At 63.4% G+C, this 15,796-nt stretch carries 15 protein-coding genes; 3 read left to right on the top strand and 12 right to left on the bottom strand.

Translation table 11 applies throughout. The annotated features are described in order from the left end of the window. Positions 1-183 precede the first annotated feature (183 nt). The 5 genes from nagE to J2W46_RS23505 all read right to left on the bottom strand — a co-directional run bounded on the left by nagE (position 184) and on the right by J2W46_RS23505 (position 7,609). The gene (gene nagE, locus J2W46_RS23525; protein WP_310356648.1) at positions 184-1,983 is read right to left on the bottom strand and encodes an N-acetylglucosamine-specific PTS transporter subunit IIBC; all 1,800 of its coding nucleotides are present in this window, start codon (positions 1,981-1,983) and stop codon (positions 184-186) included. 72 nt (positions 1,984-2,055) lie between these two features. Further along, complete coding sequence (gene ptsP / locus J2W46_RS23520) at positions 2,056-4,620, bottom strand: phosphoenolpyruvate--protein phosphotransferase (RefSeq protein ID WP_310356646.1); 2,565 nt, start codon at positions 4,618-4,620, stop codon at positions 2,056-2,058. Between the two features lie 38 nt (positions 4,621-4,658). Further along, entirely contained in the window at positions 4,659-5,666 is a 1,008-nt protein-coding gene (locus J2W46_RS23515) for an SIS domain-containing protein (protein ID WP_204522799.1), read from the bottom strand. Then, positions 5,659-6,762 carry an N-acetylglucosamine-6-phosphate deacetylase gene (gene nagA / locus J2W46_RS23510; protein WP_020067017.1) on the bottom strand — a complete coding sequence of 368 codons (1,104 nt, stop codon included), beginning with the start codon at positions 6,760-6,762 and terminating at the stop codon, positions 5,659-5,661. The genes J2W46_RS23515 and nagA overlap by 8 nt, the downstream gene beginning before the upstream one ends. Positions 6,763-6,874: 112 nt before the next feature. Further along, complete coding sequence (locus J2W46_RS23505) at positions 6,875-7,609, bottom strand: GntR family transcriptional regulator (protein ID WP_310356644.1); 735 nt, start codon at positions 7,607-7,609, stop codon at positions 6,875-6,877. Positions 7,610-7,977: 368 nt separating this feature from the next. On the opposite strand from J2W46_RS23505, the gene J2W46_RS23500 reads away from it, so the two are divergent. Beyond that, positions 7,978-8,904: a bifunctional helix-turn-helix transcriptional regulator/GNAT family N-acetyltransferase gene (locus tag J2W46_RS23500; protein ID WP_087752563.1), complete on the top strand. Its 927-nt coding sequence runs from the start codon at positions 7,978-7,980 to the stop codon at positions 8,902-8,904. Positions 8,905-8,910: 6 nt separating this feature from the next. On the opposite strand, the gene J2W46_RS23495 is transcribed toward J2W46_RS23500, so the two are convergent. Next, on the bottom strand, positions 8,911-9,723 hold the full coding sequence (locus J2W46_RS23495) for a MetQ/NlpA family ABC transporter substrate-binding protein (RefSeq protein ID WP_020067020.1): 813 nt from the start codon (positions 9,721-9,723) through the stop codon (positions 8,911-8,913). 269 nt (positions 9,724-9,992) lie between these two features. On the opposite strand from J2W46_RS23495, the gene J2W46_RS23490 reads away from it, so the two are divergent. Continuing rightward, entirely contained in the window at positions 9,993-10,283 is a 291-nt protein-coding gene (locus tag J2W46_RS23490) for a YciI family protein (protein ID WP_087752564.1), read from the top strand. A gap of 33 nt (positions 10,284-10,316) precedes the next feature. Here the strand turns inward: J2W46_RS23490 and J2W46_RS23485 are convergent, their stop codons facing one another. The 5 genes from J2W46_RS23485 to J2W46_RS23465 form a co-directional block, all read right to left on the bottom strand. Then, positions 10,317-10,934: an SCO family protein gene (locus J2W46_RS23485; RefSeq protein ID WP_087752565.1), complete on the bottom strand. Its 618-nt coding sequence runs from the start codon at positions 10,932-10,934 to the stop codon at positions 10,317-10,319. A gap of 4 nt (positions 10,935-10,938) precedes the next feature. Further along, positions 10,939-11,844 (bottom strand): heme o synthase, encoded by a 906-nt coding sequence (gene cyoE / locus J2W46_RS23480; RefSeq protein WP_020067023.1) that lies wholly within the window; start codon positions 11,842-11,844, stop codon positions 10,939-10,941. A 6-nt stretch (positions 11,845-11,850) separates the two neighbouring features. After that, on the bottom strand, positions 11,851-12,960 hold the full coding sequence (locus tag J2W46_RS23475; RefSeq protein WP_310356637.1) for a COX15/CtaA family protein: 1,110 nt from the start codon (positions 12,958-12,960) through the stop codon (positions 11,851-11,853). A 23-nt stretch (positions 12,961-12,983) separates the two neighbouring features. Beyond that, positions 12,984-13,646: an SCO family protein gene (locus tag J2W46_RS23470; protein ID WP_310356634.1), complete on the bottom strand. Its 663-nt coding sequence runs from the start codon at positions 13,644-13,646 to the stop codon at positions 12,984-12,986. A gap of 70 nt (positions 13,647-13,716) precedes the next feature. After that, complete coding sequence (locus J2W46_RS23465) at positions 13,717-14,433, bottom strand: SURF1 family protein (RefSeq protein ID WP_088173190.1); 717 nt, start codon at positions 14,431-14,433, stop codon at positions 13,717-13,719. Between the two features lie 111 nt (positions 14,434-14,544). Here J2W46_RS23465 and J2W46_RS23460 point away from each other — a divergent pair, with 111 nt between their 5' ends. Then, complete coding sequence (locus J2W46_RS23460; RefSeq protein ID WP_310356630.1) at positions 14,545-14,754, top strand: twin transmembrane helix small protein; 210 nt, start codon at positions 14,545-14,547, stop codon at positions 14,752-14,754. A gap of 167 nt (positions 14,755-14,921) precedes the next feature. Here the strand turns inward: J2W46_RS23460 and J2W46_RS23455 are convergent, their stop codons facing one another. Further along, positions 14,922-15,779 carry a cytochrome c oxidase subunit 3 gene (locus tag J2W46_RS23455; RefSeq protein ID WP_020067029.1) on the bottom strand — a complete coding sequence of 286 codons (858 nt, stop codon included), beginning with the start codon at positions 15,777-15,779 and terminating at the stop codon, positions 14,922-14,924. Positions 15,780-15,796: the final 17 nt, after the last annotated feature.

Genomic DNA, 15,796 nt, shown 5'->3' with positions numbered 1-15,796 from the left:
GCGTACCGCACGCTAACGAGTAGTTTGTCCGGCATGGCGCCATTCAACGCAAAGCGGCACCTCGGATCGAGGTGCCGCTTTCTTATTGCGCTGCTGGTCGGGCGTTCGGTGGACCCGCGCTAACCGCATCGCCGCATCGCGTGGCATGAAGCGCCTTGAGCGCTTCGCCGCCACGCCTGTCGGTCACGCAGGCAAAGGCGCCGCACCGCCGCTGGTCGGCATGCGCGTTGCCAATGCTTCCGCGTAACGCCGCGCCGCATCGCCGACGACGATATGGAATGTGTCCGCCGCAACCCACGCTGTGTCGAGCGTCGCGAGACGCTGACGATCCACCGCCGACGGATCCTGAACGACGATACGCAGACGCGTCGCCGCCACGGCGTCGAGCGACTTCACGTTGCCGGCGCCGCCGAACACCGCCATCCAGCGCAATGGATCGGGATCGAGCGGACCATTTGCGGCAGCCGAAGCACCACCCACCGTCGCCGAAGGTGCAGCCGAAGTCGCAACCGAAGCCGGCGCAGCAGCGGATGCAGCTGGCTTCACCACAGCGGCATCGTTGCCGCCCCGCTCCATCGCAGTCCGAATTTCATCAGCGATGATGTCCGCTTCCGGCCCGATAATGACTTGCACGTTCGTCGCGCCGCGCTTGAGCACGCCGCGCGCGCCGATGGTCTTCAGTTCGTTCTCCGACACCTTGCCGGAGTCCACCACGGACAGACGCAGACGCGTCGTGCACGCATCCACCACCGAGAGATTCGCCGCGCCGCCGAGCGCCGCGATATAACGCTGCGCGCGCGGGACGGCAGCGCCTGCCACGGGCGAAACGAAACCGCCGGCCGCGAACGAATCGACTTGTTCGTCGGCAGCGGCGGGTTCACGGCCCGGCGTCGCCATGTTGAACTTGCGGATGAAGAAGCGGAACAGGCCGTAGTACACCACCGCATACACGATGCCGACCGGAATGGCCAGCCAGCCCTTGGTCGAAAGACCGTAGTTCAGCACGTAGTCGATCGCGCCCGCGGAAAACGTGAAGCCCAGGTGAATACCGAGCGCCGAACAGATCGCGAGGGCAAGACCCGTCAACAGCGCATGGATCACGTACAGCACCGGCGCGAGAAACATGAAGCTGAACTCGATCGGCTCCGTGACGCCCGTCAGAAACGACGTAAGCGCCATGGAAAACAGCAGACCGCCCACGATCGCGCGGCGCTCTTTCGGCGCTTCATGGAACATGGCGAGACATGCGGCCGGCAAGCCGAACATCATGACCGGGAAGAAGCCCGTCATGAACGTTCCGGCAGTCGGATCGCCGGCGAAGAAGCGATGCAGGTCGCCCGTCACGGCGGCGCCGCCCGGCGGCGTGAAGGTGCCGAACACGAACCACGTCAGCGAATTCAGGATGTGATGCAAACCCGTCACGAGCAGCAGCCGGTTCAGCACGCCGAACACGAATGCGCCGAGCGCGCCCGCCGTGGTCAGCCAATGGCCGGCCGTATCGATCACGCTCTGCACCGGTTGCCATACATAGCCGAACAGAATGCCGAGCGCGAGACAGACCACGCCCGTGACAATCGGCACGAAGCGTTTCCCTCCGAAGAACGCCAGGTAGTCCGGCAGCTTGATGTCCTTGTAGCGGTTGTACAGCAAGCCGGCCACGATACCCGCCACGATCCCCGACAACACGCCCATATTCAGCTTGTCGTTGATGTCCTTCATCACCGCGACTTCGATCAGATAACCGATCGCGCCCGCGAGACCCGCGACGCCGTTGTTGTCCTTCGCGAAGCCGACCGCCACGCCGATTGCAAACAGCAGCGGCAGGTTGTCGAAGATCGCGCCGCCGGCGTCGGCGATCATCTTGATGTTGAACACATCGGGCTGGCCGAGGCGCAGCAGCAGGCCGGCAACCGGCAGCACCGCGATAGGCAGCATCAGCGCGCGTCCCAGGCGCTGAATCTTCAGAAACGGATTCCCATCCATTGATACCTCCAAACCTTGTCTCGTTGTCGACGAACGTCGTTGAGTTATGTAGCGTTGCGTACCGTGCGGGGTTCAGTCCAACGGCCACGTTTCGCGGCTTACTGCTCTTACCGCCTGCGCCGATTCGAGCGCCAGCGCATCCTGGGCGCGTTGACGGCACAGCTGATAATCGAGGTTGCGCACCCGCGCCTTGATGCCCGGCACCGAAACCGGGTCCACCGAAAGCTCGGTTACGCCGAGGCCGACAAGCAGCGGCATCGCAAGCGGATCGCCCGCTAGCGCACCGCATACGCCGACCCATTTGCCATGCTTGCTCGCGCCTTGCACGGTCGCGGCGATCAGCCGCAGCACAGCCGGATGCAGACCGTCGGCCTGTGCGGCGAGATCGGCCTGACAGCGGTCCATGGCAAGCGTGTATTGCGTCAGGTCGTTCGTGCCGATCGACAGGAAGTCCGCGTGTTGCGACAGTTGGTCGGCCAGCAGCGCCGCCGACGGCACCTCGATCATCACGCCGACTTCAATCGGCTCTGTGCGGCCCAACTCGCGAGCAAATTCGTCGATCCGTTTGCGGATGGGAATCAGCTCGCCGACATCCGTCACCATCGGCAACAAAATGCGCACGGCGCCAAACGGCTTTACAGAGAGCAGACCGCGCAGCTGATCGTCGAGCAGGTCGGGCCGCACCTGCGCGAGGCGAATGCCGCGCAAGCCGAGCGCGGGGTTCGGCTCCGGCGGCAGTGTGAGGTAGTCGACTTCCTTGTCCGCGCCGACGTCGAGCGTGCGGATGATCGCGGTGCGGCCGCTCAATGCGTCGACAATGCCTTGATAGCTCTGCCGATGCTCGTCCGTGGTCGGCGCGGCTGCACGGTGAATGAACAGCAGTTCGGTACGTAGCAGGCCGACCGAGTCCGCGCCGTTTTCCACGGCGGTTCTCGCGTCGTCGAGCGTCGCGATGTTCGCGGCGACTTCGATGGCGCGGCCATCGGCCGTGACCGCAGCTTCCTGCGACGTACGGCGATTCGCTTCGCGCACACCTGCGAGGCGGCTGCGCTCGAGCCGCGCGCGCTCGACATCCAGCTCCGTGGGTGCAAATTCCAGCCGACCGGTGGTCGCGTTCACCACGACCTGCGTGCCGTCGGGAATCGCATACAGCGCATCGCCCATAGCGACCAGCGCGGGAATGCCCGCTTGCCGCGCGAGAATCGCCGCATGCGACGTCGCACCGCCGCGCGCCATCACGAGAGCCGTGACACGCGAGCGATCCAGTGCGGACAAATCGGATGGCGTGAACTCTTCCGCGGCGAGCACTGCTTCGTCCGGGAGCGTGCGCGCCGCGGCATTCGTATACCCGAGCGCACGCAGCACGCGTTTCTCGATGTCGCGCAGGTCGGCGGCACGCTCGGCGAGCAACGCGTCTTCGATATTAGTAAGGATGGCTATCTGTGCGCGAATCGCTTCGCGCCACGCAAAGCCCGCACTCTTGCCAAGACTGATCAGATCGCGCGCGGCGTCGAGCAGCGTGGGGTCTTCAAGCAACACGCGATGCACCGCGAAAATACCCGCCTCGCCGACCGCGCCGCGTTGCGACGCGTCGCGCACCGTCGTGCCGAGGTCGGTGTCGACGGTCGCAATCGCCTTGTCGAGCAGACGGCTTTCCGCAGCCGACGTGCCGCTTGCCTGTTCAGGCGGATCGATGTCCGCGTCGTCCCAGCGCACCAGCTTGCCAATCGCCACGCCCGGCGACGCGCAGACACCGGCGAGCGTGTTCGGCGCGAGAGTCTCGCCCGCCGCCGGTGCCACGGTTTGCGGCGCGGGCGAACTTTGCCGCGCCGGCTTCTCGTCGGCTTCGCCGTGCGCCTCGCGCGTCAGTTCGTCAGCGATCGCGTCTACAGCGGCGCGGGCTTGCGGACCCACACCGAGTAGCTCCACCGTCGCGCCTTGACCCGCGCCGAGTCCCAGCAGTCCAACCACGCTTTCGATTGCCGCCTTGCGCCCGTCGTAACGCACCTCGACACGCGCATCGAAACCGCGCGCCGCTTCACGAGCACGCGCTGCCGGCCGTGCATGAAGGCCGCCCGCGTGAACCAGTGTGACTTGCGCGCGCGCTTCTTCGGTCACGCTCGTTGCGCTCAACTGACGAGACGCGTCGGCCGCCGCACCGTCGCGAGGACGCAGCAACAACAGCGGCGTTTCACCCGCCTTCAGCGTGCCGCCCTGCGCGCGCTCGACGATTTCGAACGCGTCAGAGTTGGCTATAGCGATGACAGAAACAAGGCTCGGCGCATGCAAGGCGATCTGATCCTGATCGAACTCGATCAGCACGTCGCCGGCATGCACGTGTGCGCCCTGCTCGATCATCGGCGCGAAGCCTTTGCCGTTCAGCTCGACCGTGTCGATACCGATATGCAGCAGAATCTCGGCGCCCTCCGCCGTGGCCAGCGTCACAGCGTGGCCGGTGCGTGCAAGGTGGGTGACGGTTCCCTCGCACGGCGCGACGAGTCGGCCCTCGAGCGGATCGACGCCGATCCCGTCGCCGAACATGCCGCCCGAAAACACCGGGTCGGGCACGTTCGCGAGCGGCACGACCGGACCGGTCATCGGCGCCAGCAAAACAATATGGCCTTCAGAATGGCTCATTAAACGGGACTCCTCGACACGTCGCATCTGATTTCTCGTCAGTGAGTTTCGGTGATTTTGTTGAGATGGCGCGGCGCATCGGGATTGCGCCCGCGCGCGGCCGCAAGGCCCGCAGCCATCACGTAAAAGGACAGAATGGCGGCGATCGGATCGAGCGCCGCGTGAGCGGTGGTAGCGAGCGGCAGCGTCGCTTCGGGTACATCGGACGGAGCGGCAAGCAAAACGCGAGCACCGCGAGCCTGCATGTCGCGCGCGAGTTGCAGCAGACCAGCCTGCTCCGGCCCACGCGGTGCGAACACCAGCAACGGATAGTCGCGGTCGATCAGTTCCATCGGACCGTGCCGCACTTCCGCGCTAGAAAACGCTTCTGCCTGAATGCCGGAGGTTTCCTTCAGCTTCAACGCGGCTTCCTGCGCGACGGCAAGGCCGAGACCGCGGCCGATCACGATCATGCGTTCGATGCCGCGCAGTTCGTCGACGGCTTTCGACCAGTCGAGCTTGCCGGCGGTCTGCAACGCGTCGGGCAGCGTGTTCAACGCAGCCAGCAGGTCCGGATCGCGCTGCCAATGCGCAACCAGTTGCGCGGAAATCGAGAGCATCGCGATGTAGCTCTTGGTGGCGGCAACGCTCAGTTCAGGACCGGCGACGAGCGGCAGATGCCACTCGCACGCGTCGGCGAGCGGTGAAGCCGGTGCGTTGACTGCGGCAACGGTCAACGCGCCCGCCTCGCGCAGGGCCTGCATCGTGCCGACAAGATCAGGACTCTTGCCCGACTGCGAGAACGCCAGGGCAAGCTGATCGCGAACCTGTAGCGGCGCCTGTTGCAGCGTCGCGACCGACATGGGCAGCGACGCGACCGGCACGCCGAGGCGGCTCATCGTCAGGCTTGCGAAGTAACTTGCCGCATGGTCGGAACTGCCGCGCGCGACCGTCAGCGCGACATGGCGAGGTTGCTGAGCGAGCCGGGCGGCCAGGGCCTCGACGCGCGAGGTGTCCGTGAGTTGCGCGGCGACCGTTTCTGCGGACGCCAACGCCTCTTTAAGCATATTCGACAATTGCTTCTCCTTCGACGTATGTCGCGCTCAACGCCAGTTCACGATCGAACACGACGACGTCGGCCCATGCACCGCGCGCGATTCGGCCGCGGTCTTCAATGCCGAGGTAGTCGGCGGCGTAGCGCGACAAACGGTTTGATACATCGGCGATCGGCAGACCGATCGACACCAGATTGCGCAGCGCCTGATCCATGGTCAGGGTGCTGCCGGCGAGCGTGCCGTCGGCGAGACGCACGCCGCCGAGACACTTCGTTACGTGTTGGCTGCCCAGGCGGTATTCGCCGTCGGGCATGCCGGTCGCCGACGTGCTGTCCGTGACCACGTACAGCCGCGGAATCGCGCGCAGTGCGGCGCGGATCGCGCCCGGATGCACGTGCAGCAGGTCGGGAATGATTTCAGCGAATTCGGCATGCGCGAGCGCCGCGCCGACGAGGCCAGGATTGCGGTGATGCAGCGGCGACATCGCGTTGAAAAGATGCGTGAAGCCGCACGCGCCGTGTTTGAGCGCGGCAACGGCGTCGTCGTAAGTGCCGAGCGAATGGCCGAGCTGCACGCGCACGCCGCGCGCCGCCATCTCCGAGATGATGTCCATATGGCCGGCAATTTCAGGCGCCAGCGTGACGACGCGAATCGGCGCGATGGACAGGTACTTGAGCACTTCGTCCATCACGGCGGAGACAGCTGCATCGGGCTGCGCGCCCAGCTTGCCAGGGTTGATGTATGGCCCTTCCAGATGCACGCCGAGCACCCGCGAGCAGCCGGGCGTGCGCACGCGCGCGACGTCGCCGAGACCGGCGACCACGCTCATCAGTTCGTCGCGCGGCGCGGTCATCGTAGTAGCTAGCAGACTCGTCGTGCCGTAGCGCGCATGAGTTCGTGTGATCGTTTCGATCGCGTTACCGGCTTCCATCACGTCGGCGCCGCCGCCGCCGTGCACGTGCAGGTCGATGAAGCCCGGCAGGATGTACGGCGCGTCGTTCGTCGCGGGATCGACACGCTCGCCGGTAATCGCCGTGATGCGGCCGTTTTCGAATTCGAGCGTGCCGTGAATCCACCCGTCGGTGGTGAGTATGTTTCCGGTCAGCATGAGTCTCTCTTGCAAGGCGTGATACGGGGTGTGGCTCAATCGCGCCTGAGCGCGCGGTGCGGGGCGCGGGCGCGCGGCTTACGCGGCCGTGTGTCCCACCTGGATGCGGCGCTCAGGTCCGCAATTCAGCGACGAAGTCGTAGTAGTCGTCGCGGCAATAGGTGTCGGTCAATTCGATTGCGCGCTGGTCGGCGCTATACCCGATACGGGTAATGACTAGCAGCGCCGAGCGCGGTTCGATATCCATGAGGGAAGCGATCTCGCTCGAAGCGTTGACCGCACGAAAGTGCTGCAACGCGCGCACAACCGCTGCGCCGCGTTGCTCCAGATAGCTGTAAAGCGAAACGCCGATTGCCTGCGGATCGGGAACGATCGCGACCGGAAGCGCCGAGTGCTCGACCGCCATCACGAGGCCGTCCGCGCGGCGCAGCCGGCGCAGGCTCGCCACTGCTGCGCCGGGCGACAAACCGAGGCGTACCAGCTCTTCCCGATTGGCGGCGCGAATATCGCGCTCGAGCCAAACCGAGTCCGGACGGAAGCCACGCTGCTGCATCTTCTTGGTGAAGCCGGTGAGCCGCGACAGCGGATCTTCGACGCGTGGCGTGATGAAGCTGCCCGCGCCCCGCGCGCGCCGGATGAGTCCCTGCTCGACCAGCAGTTCGATTGCCTTGCGCGCGGTAATGCGCGACACGCCGATTGCGTCCGAGAGCGTCCGCTCCGAAGGCAACGCTTCGCCGGCCGACCACACCCCGCAATGGATCGCGGTCGCCAGATTGCGCGCGAGCTGCAAATACAGCGGCGTGACGTTGCGAGCGTCAGGCATGAGTGCGGACCAGCGAGTTTCCATGGCGCTCCGGCGGCAGTGGCGGAAGGATCGACCTGCAAAAAGGAGAGCCCATTATATAACCAACATAATACCAGTCAACGAACTGGTTCTATGCCGGTATGATCGAGCGCAAAGCCTTGTCCATCAAGCCAGAGCGGCCGATGAACATGGTCCGCATGCAGGTTCGGAGAGCCCAGGATTTACCCGTATTCGAGACGAATTCGGCGTGTAGCAGGCCCAATTACGAACCAGTTCGCGAGGTCTGAAAGAGTGCACGTTCGTCCGTTTTCGAACCCCGCGCGGCTTATGCCAAATGCATGATTTTGTTAAGGAAGGCGCGTTCCAATATAGTGGTATGCGAATCCATAAAAAGAACGGGAGATCAGCATTTGACCGATTCCGAGACGCTGCGACGGGCCCAGGCAGTCCGCCATTTCAATCGCTTCTACACGCGGCTTATCGGCGCTCTGCACGAGCGCCTGGCTCGCAGCACGTTCTCGTTGACGGAGGTGCGCGTGCTGCACGAACTGTCGCGCGGACGCGCGCAGACGGCGTCGGCGCTCGGCCGCGCGCTTGGACTCGACAGCGGTTATCTGAGCCGCTTGCTGACGAGTTTCGAGCGTCGCAATCTGATTACGCGACGGCCGTCCGAGACGGACGCGCGCCAGTCACTGATCGAACTGACGGCCCACGGCCACGCAGCCTATGCGCCGCTCGACTCGGCAGCTGTTGAGGAAGTGCTGGACCTGCTCGGCGGACTCGGCGCGGGCTCACAGGAGCAGTTGATTGCCGCGATGAACCTTATTGAAAGACTGCTCGGCGACAAGCCGCAGCAGGGCGCCATCGAACTGCGCGCGCCGCGCCCCGGCGAGTGCGGCTGGCTCGTGCATCGACAAGCGCAGTGGTTCGCGGCGCAATATGGTTGGGACGGATCGTTCGAAGGGCTGCTTGCGCGCGTGGTCGCCGACTACACGCAACGCAACGATAGCATTCGCGAAACGTGCGTCGTCGCTGATCACAACGGCATGGTGGTGGGCGCGGTGTGCATCGTCGCCGTGTCGACGACGGTGGCCGGCGTGCGCCTCTTGTGGGTCGAACCGGATGTGCAGCGTCTCGGCATCGGCACACGCTTGATGACCGAAGCAACGCGGTTCGCGCGGCGCGCGGGTTACACGAGACTGACGCTGACCACGGCCAGCGCATTGGAAGAGCCGCGGCGCCTGTGCAAGCGCGCCGGTTTCGAACTCGTCAGCACGGCGCCGGAGCGCCGTTTCGGCAAGGATCTGATGATCGAGCGGTGGGAGTTGGGACTGTGAGCCGCGTTAGAACGACGGCACCACCGAACCCTTGAACTGCGTCTTGATGAACTGGCGCACGTCTTCGGATTGATACGCTGCAACCAGCTTCTTCACCCACGGCTTGTCTTTGTCCTGGGTGCGCACCGCGATCAGGTTCGCGTACGGGCTGTGAATGTCTTCGAGCGCAATCGCGTCTTTGGTCGGCTGCAGACCGGCGGAAAGCGCAAAATTCGTGTTGATCGCGGCTGCGTCCACATCGGCCAGCGAGCGCGGCAATTGCGCGGCATCGAGTTCGACGAGCTTGATCTTCTTCGGATTCTCAGCGACATCGAGCGCTGTAGCATTGTTGCCGTTCGTACCCGCGCCGGCCCTCAGCTTGATCACGCCCTGCGTCTGCAGGAGCAGCAGCGCGCGGTTCTCGTTTGACGGATCATTCGGCACAGCGACCTTCGCGCCTTGCGGCAAATCCTTTAGCGACTTCAGCTTCTTCGAATAGATGCCGAGCGGCGAGATGTAGGTGAGACCCGCGTTGACAATCTTGTAGCCACGCTGCTTGATCTGGCTGTCGAGATACGGCTGATGCTGGAAGCTGTTGGCGTCGAGATCGCCTGCGTCGAGCGCGGCGTTCGGCTGCACGTAATCGTTGAATTCGACGACCTTCACGTTCAGGCCTTCACGCTTTGCCACCTTGGTGACGACTTCCCAGATCTGCGCGTCCGGGCCGCCGATGGTGCCGACCTTGATGACTTTGTCGTCGGCATGAGCGCCGAGGCTGGTGACGATCGCCGCGCCGGCGATCACTGCGGAGAGGGCTTTGAGGATATTTCTGCGCTGCATGTAATTCTCGCTGTTTCTAATCGAATCGTTTGCATGAGATTCGGGTGATAGCCGGACGCGGGCACTGATGACACGCAGGTAGCCGCGGGTTCAGAGCGCGCCGCCGGCCGGACCGTAAATCGTCTCATATGCGGTGCGAGATGTGAAATACAGCAATCACATATAGGTATGCGAAGCGCGATCGGGCGGCGAAGCGCCACGCTGTGGCTGATAATTCGAAACGTTGCCGCGAGCATCCGCGGTACGTTCAATCTCCTGCGAGGACGCCCATGTATGTCATCAACCTGATCTATACCGCTTCACTCGAACGAATCGACGACGCGCTCGAAGCGCACCGTGCGTTCCTGACCACGCATTTCGAAGCAGGTGTTTTCGTGGCCGCAGGACCGAAAGTGCCGCGCGACGGCGGCATCATTCTGGCGGTGCGCATCGAGCGTGACAGGCTGGATGCGATCCTCGCAACCGATCCGTTCGCTGTGCAGAAGCTCGCGCGTTACGAGGTGACCGAGTTCAAGACGACACGGCTTGCGCCGGGATTGAATCTGCCGATGCCGGTTTGAGCTTGGAGCAGGTCTTTTATGCACAGCACGACGTCAGTCAAGCAGCAGCTTGATGTCGTGCACCCAAGGCGCGGCGCCCTGGCCGTCGCGCGCGAAAAGGCGCAGCTTGCCGTCGGTGTCGAACACATAGCTCGCCGCCGTATGGTCCATCGTGTAGCTGTCGGGGGTCTTGCCGGGCACCTTCGCGTAGTAGACGCGGAAGTCTTTCGCCACTTTCTTCAGCTGTGCCTCGTCAGCGGGACGCAGGCCTACGAAGGTCGGATTAAACGCGGAGACGTATTGCCCAAGCAGGGCGGCAGTGTCACGCTCAGGATCGACGGTGACGAACAGTACTTGAACGCGCTTGGCGTCGTCGGGACCGAGTTGCTGCAGCGCTTGTGAGAGCTCGGCCATCGTGGTGGGGCAAACATCCGGGCAATGCGTGTAGCCGAAAAACAGCACGACGACCTTGCCTTTGTAATCCGCCATTGTGCGAATCTTGCCCGACGTGTCCGGCAACGAGAAGTTGCTTCCAAACTGGGTATTGCCGGTCAAGTCCAGGTTCTGGAACGCTGGCGGCTGCTTGCCGCAGCCCGCCACGAACAATGCGCTGCCGAGCGCGCAGGCAATCACAGCGGCACGCGCCGCACGCGCGAAGCGGGTATTGAGCATGGTATTACGCGCCGATCACAACGCGCACATAGTGGTCGACCAGCAGCGCGGCAAACAGCAGCGACAGATAGACGATCGAGTATCGGAAGGTCCGGCGCGCCAGATTGTCGGAGTACTCGAGGTAGATCTTCCACGCGTAGGCGAGAAACACCGCGCCGAGCACTACGGCCGCTGCAAGGTAGAGCACGCCGCTCATGCCGGAGATGAACGGCATCATAGTCACGGCGAACAGAATTACTGTGTACAACAGAATATGCAGCCGCGTGTACTTTTCGCCGTGCGTGTTCGGCAGCATCGGCAAGCCGGCGTTTTCATAATCTTTGCGGCGGTACAAGGCGAGCGCCCAGAAGTGCGGCGGCGTCCATACGAAAATGATCAGCACGAGAATCCATGCGTCGCCCGGCACCTGACCGGTGACGGCGGCCCAGCCGAGCGCCGGTGGCATCGCACCCGACGCGCCGCCGATCACGATGTTCTGCGGCGTGGCCGGCTTGAGCAGCAGCGTATAGATGACGGCATAGCCGACGAACGTGGCGAGCGTGAGCCACATGGTCAGCGGATTGGCGAACGTGTAAAGCGTCCACATGCCGAGGCCGCCGAGCACGGCCGAGAACAGCAGAATTTGCGTAGTGGTAATTTCGCCGCGCGCCGACGGACGCCACGACGTGCGCCGCATTTTCGCGTCGATTTTTTGTTCGACGAGGCAGTTGATTGCAAACGCCGCACCGGCGAGCAGCCAGATGCCGACGGTGCCGCCGATCAGAACGGTCCAGGGCACCATGCCGGGTGTCGACAGAAACATGCCGATGACGGCACAGAACACGGCAAGTTGCGTAACGCGCGGCTTGGTCAGCGCAATGTACTGCGAGATCCGGCTGCCGGGCGTATGAGGGAGTGTTGTGCTGTCCATGTGGGGTCACGCTGGCGCGGCATCGCGCGCAGGCAACACGGCGCGGCCGGGACGGCTATAAGCGATTCGAAAGTTTAACATAACGAGCAGGAGCAACAGGATCGCCGCGCCTCCGTTATGAGCTACCGCAATTGGCAGCGGCCATTGCAGAACGATGTTCGACAATCCGGTGACGAACTGGATCAGCACCACCAGCAAAACGCCGTTCGCCGGACGCCGCAGCGACTCGAAGCGGCGCAATTGAAGCGCGAACCACACGAGGTAGCCGACGACCACGAGCGCGAAGGTGCGGTGCGTCCAGTGAATCGCTACCAGTGCATCTTGCGTGATCATGTCGCCGCTGCTTGTCATGCCGAGCGCACGCCACAGGTGAAAACCGTGCGAGAAGTCCATCGGCGGAACCCATTGGCCGTTGCAGGTGGGGAAATCCGTACACGCGAGCACCGCGTAGTTCGTGCTGACCCAGCCGCCCAACGCGATCTGCACAATCAACAGCACGAGACCCGCGACCGCCGCGACGCGCCAACGCGCGGCTTCCGGCTCATACGCGGGCAATGGCGTCTGGCGCGCGGCGAGCCAGCCGAGCGTGCCCAGCAGCGCGAGACCGAGCAGCAAGTGCGTCGTCACGATGACCGGTTGCAGCTTCATTGTCACCGTCCATGCGCCGAACGCACCTTGCACGAGAATCAGCAGCAGCAGCGAAGTCGGCCACCAGGACGACACGTGCAGCGGACGCCGCTTGATGCGCGCGGTCCATGCAATCACCGTCTGCGCGATGATCAGCACGCCGATCGCCATCGCGAAGTAGCGGTGGATCATTTCGATCCACGCCTTGGTCATGCTGACGGGGCCGGTGGGCATCGCCTGATGCGCGGCGGTGATCGCCGCATGCGCGATAAATGGCGACGACGTGCCATAGCACCCCGGCCAATCCGGACAGCCGAGCCCCGAGTCGGTCAGACGCGTGAAGCCGCCGAACATTACGAGGTCGAGCGTGAGGAAAGTGGTGAGCCACACGAGCTTGCGGAATTTGTTGTCGTCGGCCTTGACCCACACATAAGACAGCGGCAACAACGCAATACACAAGCCGATCAGACCCAATTGCAGTACGAACATCTTCTCTTACCCTGGTTGCGGCATCAGCCGATGCTCGACCATTTCAGCAGCTTGGTCACGTCGCCCTTGATCTTGCTCGGGTTCGGATCTTTCGGGAAACGCATCATCAGATTGCCGTTCGGATCGACCATGTAGATGTGGTCGGTGACCTTGGTGCCGTTCGCGGTCGGCAGCCACGCCGACACCTGCGCCGGATCGGCAAGCAGCATGTTGGTGTCGGGATAAGCCTTTTGTATCACGTCCGCCACGTTGCCCGCACCTGTCCGCAGCCACACTTCTACGACGCGCTCGCGTTCCGGGCCCTGTGCCGCGCGGATTTGCCGCATGAAGTAGAGCTTCGTCACGCACGCTTTGTCGCAGGCGGTGTCGTCGACGGAGATCAGCAGCCAGTGGCCACGCAAGGTGTCGAGTTTGAGCGGTTTGCCGTCTTCGCCGGTGACGACGAGCGACTCGGGAATCGGCCGCTGCGGTTCGACGAGCGTGCCGTAACTGGTGCTGCCGCCGCTCGGCTTCACCACGTAGTACATGAAATAGGACACGGCAATGGGCGCCGCGCAGACGATCGCGAGCAGCAGCAGAATCCAGCGGCCGCGCTCCCAGGAGCCCTTGCCGTTGGGCTGACCGGGCATCGGCTTGGCGGCGGTCGGTTTGCGGGCTTGCTGCGAACGGGGAGATGGCGTCGACACTACATAACCTCTTTCAATAATTTGTGCGGCTCGTCCAGGTCGTGGAGAGCCGCGCCGGGCACGCGCCGCATCACACGATGGGCGCCTGCTGTTTTCTGGCCGCGCGGCGCGCGGCGTACAGGCCGAAGGCCAAAGCCGCGACCGCCATGCCCCACCACTGGAACATGTAGCCGTAGTTGCGCTCGACGCCGTTGGTTGGAGCCGGCCAGTCGCGCACGAGTTTGTCGCCGTCGTCGTTCAATTGCTGGATCACGAACGATTGCAAGGGCAGTCCGGTCTCGGCGGCATACGCGGCGACGTCGAGATTCTGGCGAATCGCCTGATGCGCGGCCGATCCGCCCTGCCCCAGTTCAAACGCACGCGAAGCATCCGCACGCGCAATTCCTTCTATCTCGATTTCGCCCTGGGGCGTAGTGTACGGCGCGATCGTCTCGCGATTATTGATGTTACGCGGCAACCAGCCCCGATTGACGAGCACATAACCGCCGCCGGTGAGTTTAAAAGGCATCACCACGTAAAAACCCGGCTGGTCGTTATACGGACGATTATCGAGGTACACGACCTTGTCAGCGACAAACGTGCCGCGCGCTTTCACGCGATGGAATTCGATGTCCTTCAATGCGACCGGCGCGCTGGTGACGGGTTGCGCGGGCGCGTTCTCAAACTGCGTGATGCGTGCCTCGAGTGCTTCTTTCTGATGCGCGCGGTCGCGCTGCCAGAAGCCGAGCCGCAAGGTCACCGCGACCACGAGCAGGATCAGCAACGCGGGAACGAGCCGGATCTTCATCGACGACACTCCAGGTGCGGCTTGAACGGGCTGGCGAACGTGGGGCAAACGCCGGCGCGCGGTGAGATAATGATCACCTTGCCTTCGCGCTTTTCCGTTTCAGCAGCTTCCATGCACATTCTCATTCCCATCGCCTTCGTCCTGATCATCGCCAGCATGGTGTCGGCGCTGTACTTCATGATGCATGACAAGGGCAAAACCAAGCGGATGGTCTGGTCGCTCGCCACGCGAGTCGGACTTTCGATCTCGCTGTTCCTCTTCATCCTGTTTGCGTACTGGATGGGCTGGATTCACTCAACCGGCATTCCGTACGGGCGCTGAGCCTCGCGTCACCATCACTGCGCTATAAACAAAACGCCGCCCTGACGGGGTCGAGGGCGGCGCTTCATCAATCCTGCTCACTACGCGTGCGCGGTGTTCCGATGGACGCTGCGCGACGGCCCCCCGCGCGTTCCGGTATAACCGGCCGCGGCGCGGGCCAATCAGTCTTACAGCCAGTACACGACGACGTAGAGTCCGAGCCAAACGACGTCCACAAAGTGCCAGTACCAGGCAGCGCCTTCGAACGCGAAGTGGTGTTCCGCCGTGAAGTGGCCGCGAATCATTCGCACCAGCACCACCGCGAGCATCGTGCCGCCGAGGAACACGTGAAAACCGTGGAAGCCCGTCAGCAGGAAGAACGTGGAGCCGTACACGCCCGAAGCCAGCGTCAGGTTCAGTTCGTTATACGCGTGGAAATATTCGAAGCCCTGCAAGAACAGGAAGCACACGCCCAGCACGAGCGTAGCTGCCAGCCAGATGATGGCCTTCTTACGATGATCTTCACGCAGTGCGTGGTGCGAGACCGTCAGCGTGGCGCCCGACGAAAGCAGCAGCGCCGTGTTGATGGTCGGCACCGGCCATGGCGTCATGGACTTGAAGGTCGACACGAGCGACGCGGGACCGTTGTTGGGCCACACCGCCGAGAAATCCGGCCAGATCAGCTTGTAATCGAGACTCGCCAGTTCGTGCAGCGCGATTGCGCGTGCGTAGAAGAGCGCGCCGAAGAAAGCGCCGAAGAACATCACTTCAGAGAAGATGAACCAGCTCATGCTCCAGCGGTATGACTTGTCGACATTCTTGCCGTACATGCCGCCTTCGGATTCGGCAATCGCGTCGCCAAACCAGTGCCACAACGTAAAGAGCAGCCACAACAGGCCGACGACAACGCCGATCGGCGCCCAGTCATGTTCGTTGATCCACGCCGCAAGCGATCCGAGCATGACCAGCAACCCAGCGGCGGCGCTGATCGGGTGCCGCGACGGATGCGGTACGAAATAGTACGGGCTCTCGTTTTGACCGCTCATTCTTGATTCTCCACTTC

The organism is Paraburkholderia strydomiana, from assembly GCF_031456815.1.
Lineage (GTDB): Bacteria > Pseudomonadota > Gammaproteobacteria > Burkholderiales > Burkholderiaceae > Paraburkholderia > Paraburkholderia caledonica.
The sequence above is the reverse complement of the archived record's forward strand: the minus strand, read 5'-3'. Positions and strand labels throughout refer to the sequence as shown.